This is a genomic window from uncultured Thiodictyon sp., assembly GCF_903828115.1.
GTDB lineage: Bacteria > Pseudomonadota > Gammaproteobacteria > Chromatiales > Chromatiaceae > Thiodictyon.
On sequence record NZ_CAIKKU010000512.1, the window covers coordinates 1 to 5,413 of the forward strand.

A 5,413-nucleotide genomic window follows, 5' to 3' on the forward strand; every position below is an offset into this window, starting at 1 on the left:
AAGCTCAACCGCATCTCCCGGCAGATGATCCAGGAGATGGGCCGCGAGGCGACCCCGGAAGAACTCGCCACGCGCATGGAGATGCCCGAGGACAAGGTCCGCAAGGTGCTCAAGATCGCCAAGGAGCCGATCTCCATGGAGACCCCGATCGGCGACGACGAGGACTCCCACCTGGGGGACTTCATCGAAGACTCCGGCGTCATCTCCCCGGTCGAATCCGCCACCATGGAAGGGCTGCGCGAGGCGACCCAAAACATGCTGGCGAGCCTCACCTCCCGCGAGGCCAAGGTCCTGCGCATGCGCTTCGGCATCGACATGAACACCGACCACACGCTGGAAGAGGTCGGCAAGCAATTCGACGTGACGCGCGAGCGCATCCGCCAGATCGAGGCCAAGGCCCTGCGCAAGCTGCGCCACCCGACGCGCTCGGAAAAGCTCAAGAGCTTCTTGGATACCGATTGAAAAGGAGCCGGGGCGTCCCGCCCCGGCGAGCATCGCTCACAACCTCTATCCGGGCCGTTAGCTCAGCGGTTAGAGCAGGGGACTCATAATCCCTTGGTCCTAGGTTCAAATCCTAGACGGCCCACCACTAACGCTGACAATCCTCGTGCTCATGCTGGACACGGGGATTCTTCTTGCGCGAGACTCTGCGGCTCCGGCGCATTTTCTGCGCGCAGCCATTCCGTGCTCGTGCCAGCGTCGATCTGGGCGTACATCGACCCGGCGAGCCACGCGGACCGCGACCGCCAAGTTTTGGCCAAGAACAGCCACTCCTTTTGCGCTACGGAGCGGTCATATCAGTGGTAGCGTCACCCAGATACCTGCCGATCTTGTGCCCTAAACCCGGCAGTTACTCACGCCAAGGCGCCAAGCTCGCCAAGAAATACAATAGGGTAGCTTCAGTATCCAGATCACCCGCTGGGTGAATCGCACAATGCCGATAACGCACTGAAAAAACTTGGCGAGCTTGGCGCCTTGGCGTAACAACTGCTCTTTCTCGGTGTCACGCCTGCTCTCATATGCTGTTGGCTATACGGCTATACTCTCCTGAACTGACCGCAGGTAAGCGTTAGGCTTGTAACGGCCATTTGGCGATATGCAGACTGGGGTGCGCAAACGGGGGGGCAACATGATGATGTCCGTTTGCAGGATTGACCATGATGTAGGACGGCTCGGGCAACCCCGCTGTCCCCGGAATATGAAGAGTTACCATGCCCACCATCACCCTACGCGATGTCCCGGAAGACCTCCATCACAGGTTGCAGCAACAGGCGATTATTCACCATCGCCCGATCGACACAGAGGTGATTGTCCTTCTGGAAGCGCTGCTCGCAAAAGGATCTGCGCCGGCTGCCACCGCCCCCGAGGAGCGACTCGCAGCCATCATGGAAATCAGCCGACGCTGTGCCGCATTACCGGAACTCGATCCCCGGAGCGCGGATGATATCGTCGGCTATGACGAAAACGGCTGGCCCGCGTGAACCCGTAAAGGAGACGCCCATGGTGATCGATACCTCGTCACTGATCTGCATACTGCTGGGCGAACCCGAGGCCGGACAGTTCGCCCGGCGCCTGGCCGCGACTGACGCTGATCACACGATGTCGGCGGTGACATGGTTTGAGACGATGCTCGTCATTACCGGTCGGCGCGGAGAAACCGGGCGCCAAAGCCTCACCGATCTGCTCGAAGTCGCACGCGTCAAGGTTTTTCCCGTGGATGCCCGAGTCGCTCAGATCGCCTATCAAGCCTGGTTGCGGTTCGGCAAAGGTCGGCATCCGGCCGGCTTGAACTTCGGGGATTGCTTTTCTTATGCCCTTGCCAAAGAGCGGGCAGAACCCCTCCTGTTCAAGGGCGACGATTTTCCCCAAACTGATGTATTAGCCGCGCTGTAGAGTAAGGAGAAAAAGGACCATGACCGAAGCCGCCCATGTCGAACGCCCGGTCATCGAATGGCTCTCGGGCGGCCTTCACGGTCTCCCAGGGCTTCGGCGTATGATTGGCGAAACCGGTTCAGGCGCACTGCCCAGGAGCCTGCCCGTTCCCGATGGTCCCGCGGCGCTCCAGGCCAGCCGCCTTCGGCTGCGCCTGCCCGCGCCCCACCCACCAGAAATCTGTCCATGGCCCTGAAGAAGTCCGAACTCTACTCCTCCCTCTGGTCCGGTTGCGACGAGCTGCGCGGCGGTATGGACGCCAGCCAGTACAAAGACTATGTCCTGGTCCTGCTGTTCATCAAATACGTCAGCGACAAGTACGCCGATCTGCCCTTCGCGCCGATCACCATCCCCGCCGGCGCGAGCTTCAAGGACATGGTCGCGCTCAAGGGCAAGCCCGACCTCGGCGACCAGATCAACAAGCGGATCATCGCCCCGCTGGCGAACGCCAACCGGCTGTCCGACCTGCCGGACTTCAACGACGCCTCCAAGCTCGGCAGCGGCAAGGAGTTGGTGGAGCGGCTCACGAACCTCATCAGCATCTTCGAGAACAGGGCGCTCGACTTCTCCAAGAACCGCGCCGACGGCGACGACATCCTGGGCGACGCCTACGAATACCTGATGCGGCACTTCGCCACCGAGAGCGGCAAGAGCAAGGGCCAGTTCTACACCCCCGCCGAGGTCAGCCGGGTCGTCGCCCAGATCCTCGGCATCCGCGAGGCACAGACCAGTGCCGAGACCACCGTCTACGACCCCACCTGCGGCTCCGGCTCACTGCTGCTCAAGATCGCCGATACGGCACGCACCCCGGTCACCCTCTATGGCCAGGAAAAGGATGCCGCAACCAGCGGCCTGGCCCGCATGAACATGATCCTGCACAACAACCCCACCGCGTTGATCATGCAGGGCAACACCCTGACCGACCCCAAATACCTGGCCGGTGATTACCTCAAGACCTTCGACTACATTGCCGCCAATATCCCCTTCAGCGACAAGAAGGACGCCTAGGCGCGCAAGGGCATCTTCATGATCGACGCCAGCGCCGGCTTCATGAAGGACGGACCCAAGAACCGGCTGCGCGCCCAAGACATCCACAAGATCGTGGACTGCTTCACCCGCCGGCTCGAAGTTCCCCGCTATGCGCGCCTGGTCGGTGTCGATGAGATCGAGCGCAACGACTTCAACCTGAACCTGCCGCGCTATATCGACAGCCAGACGCCTGAGGACGTGCAGGACATCGCCGGCCACCTGCAGGGCGGTATCCCCGCCGCCGATGTCGATGCCCTGGCGCCCTATTGGGCCGTCTGCCCGCAACTGCGGCAGACCCTGTTCCGGCCCAACCGGCCAGGTTATCTGGATCTGGCCCCCCATCTGATCGAGAACAAGGCGGCCATCAAGACCGCCATCTACGAGCACCCCGAGTTCGCCGCCTTCATCATTGGGATGCAGGCCCATTTCGCCGCCTGGCAGGGGCAGAGTGCCGCCGCGCTCAAGGTCCTCGCGGCCGGCTGTCACCCGAAGGAGGTCATCGTCCGGCTGTCCGAGGGGTTGCTTGCACACTACCAGGACAAACCGCTCATCGATCCCTATCACATCTACCAGTACCTGATGGACTACTGGGCCGAGACCATGCAGGACGACCTCTATCTGATCGCCGCCGACGGCTGGAAGGCCGAGACCTACCGTGTCATCGAGACCGACAAGAAGGGCAAGCACAGAGACAAGGGCTGGACCTGCGACCTGATCCCCAAGGCCCTGATCGTCGCCCGCTACTATGCCAAGGAACAGGCGGCCAGCGATCGGATCGCCGCCGAACTGGAGACTGTCGGTGCCCGGCTCGCCGAGTTGGAGGACGAGCATGGCGGGGAGGAGGGTGCCTTTGCCGAGTTGGACAAGGTGAACAAGGTCAACGTCGCCGTCCGGCTCAGGGAGATCAAAAATGATAAGGAGGCCAAAGACGAGGCCGCGGTGCTCGATGACTGGCTCAAGCGCAACGCCGAAGAAGCGGACCTCAAGAAGCGACTGAAGGATGCCGAGTCCGCCCTCGATGTCCTGGCCTACGCCCGCTATGCCAAGCTCACCGAGGCCGAGATCAAGTTTCTGGTCGTGGACGACAAGTGGCTCGCCGCACTCGCGGCCGCCATCCACGGCGAGATGGACCGCGTCAGCCAGAAACTCACGCGGCGCGTGAAGGAACTGGCCGAGCGCTACGAGACCCCAAAACCCCAGATGGCCGCCCGCGTGGCCGAGCTGGAGGCCAGGGTGGACCGGCACCTGGAGCGGATGGGGTTTGCGTTATGACACTCAGCGCTGATCAGATTGCGCAGACACTGTCTGCGCAATTCGGTCCGGACGGTGCGCCGACGCTGCTTAAGGGCTTTTTCCCCGTCCCTGACCTTTCCGGTGCCCATCGGTGCCCAAGATATTATGGCAGTCCCAAACATTCGGGGCGGGGTCAACACCCTATCCCGCTTGGGAGCAACAAGGAAATTGGTCAGACAGTGTCTGACCTAATCGAGATCGCAACGATGCGGGCAGAGTGAGGTAAAGTTGATGCCGGCAGAGATTCGCCCTCGCGGCTCCATGCGCCTGAAAGGATACGATTACGCTCAGGCTGGGGCCTATTTCGTCACCATCTGCGTTCAAGATCGCCTGTGCCTGTTCGGCGAGGTGATCAGTGGCCTATTTGTGTCGAATCAATTTGGCGCACTGGTTGCACAGGCTTGGAACGATCTGCCCAATCATTATCCGCATGTCAGTCTCGACCAATTCGTCGTCATGCCCAATCATGTCCACGGCATTATCATCCTGACCGACGTAGGGGCGGGTTTGAAACCCGCCCCTACGGCCATTGGCCTCAACCCCGCTCCGAGCAAACGCCACGCACTCCCGGAAATCATCAGGGCGCTGAAGACCTTCTCGGCACGCAGAATCAACGAAATCCGCCAATCGCCGGGCATCTCGGTCTGGCAACGCAACTATTACGAACACGTCATCCGCAGTGAGGCGGATTACACCCGCATCGCCGAATATATCATCAACAATCCGTGCCGCTGGTCCGAAGATAGCCTCCACCCTGCTAATGCGCCTCTCGTTGATACCGGTGTCATCGGCGAAGGTTTCAAACCCGCTCGCGTCCAACGCAATGCCGACGGGGGAGCGGGATTGAAGCCTGATTGCTATCGCGATGCTGGCGTCGGGGCGGGTTTGAAATCCAACGATCACCTTGATGTCGGCGTAGGGGCGGGTTTGAAACCCGCCCCTACGAAACGCGATAAGTACCTTAATTTAAATATTTGTAGAGGCAGGTCGATTTCAATAAAACCATTTAATTATTAAGATTTTGCAACTATCCTGACTGCTGGCTTTCTAACTAAGCATAGTAGGTCACCAGCTTGCATGTATTGTTGGTCGACCACGCTTCATCCAGTCGTTTATGAGAAAAACGGCTTTCGCCTCTCTGCCTGAGTCTCTCATTATG

The 5,413-nt window shown here is 60.4% G+C and carries 6 protein-coding genes and 1 tRNA gene; all 7 read left to right on the plus strand.

The annotated features are described in order from the left end of the window. The coding region (locus tag QZY48_RS18650) for a sigma-70 family RNA polymerase sigma factor (RefSeq protein WP_295433988.1) at positions 1-462 on the plus strand (462 nt) is incomplete at its 5' end. Positions 463-513: 51 nt separating this feature from the next. Beyond that, positions 514-589, plus strand: a tRNA-Ile gene (locus QZY48_RS18655). Between the two features lie 622 nt (positions 590-1,211). Continuing rightward, positions 1,212-1,481 (plus strand): hypothetical protein, encoded by a 270-nt coding sequence (locus QZY48_RS18660; RefSeq protein ID WP_295433991.1) that lies wholly within the window; start codon positions 1,212-1,214, stop codon positions 1,479-1,481. A gap of 19 nt (positions 1,482-1,500) precedes the next feature. Further along, complete coding sequence (locus tag QZY48_RS18665; RefSeq protein WP_295433994.1) at positions 1,501-1,893, plus strand: type II toxin-antitoxin system VapC family toxin; 393 nt, start codon at positions 1,501-1,503, stop codon at positions 1,891-1,893. Positions 1,894-2,118: 225 nt separating this feature from the next. Beyond that, positions 2,119-2,940, plus strand: coding sequence for a class I SAM-dependent DNA methyltransferase (locus QZY48_RS34905; protein ID WP_366929731.1), 822 nt, complete (start codon positions 2,119-2,121; stop codon positions 2,938-2,940). 12 nt (positions 2,941-2,952) lie between these two features. Next, the gene (locus QZY48_RS34910) at positions 2,953-4,233 is read left to right on the plus strand and encodes an N-6 DNA methylase (RefSeq protein WP_366929732.1); all 1,281 of its coding nucleotides are present in this window, start codon (positions 2,953-2,955) and stop codon (positions 4,231-4,233) included. 252 nt (positions 4,234-4,485) lie between these two features. Next, complete coding sequence (locus QZY48_RS18675; RefSeq protein ID WP_295433997.1) at positions 4,486-5,271, plus strand: transposase; 786 nt, start codon at positions 4,486-4,488, stop codon at positions 5,269-5,271. The last annotated feature ends 142 nt before the right edge of the window (positions 5,272-5,413 follow it).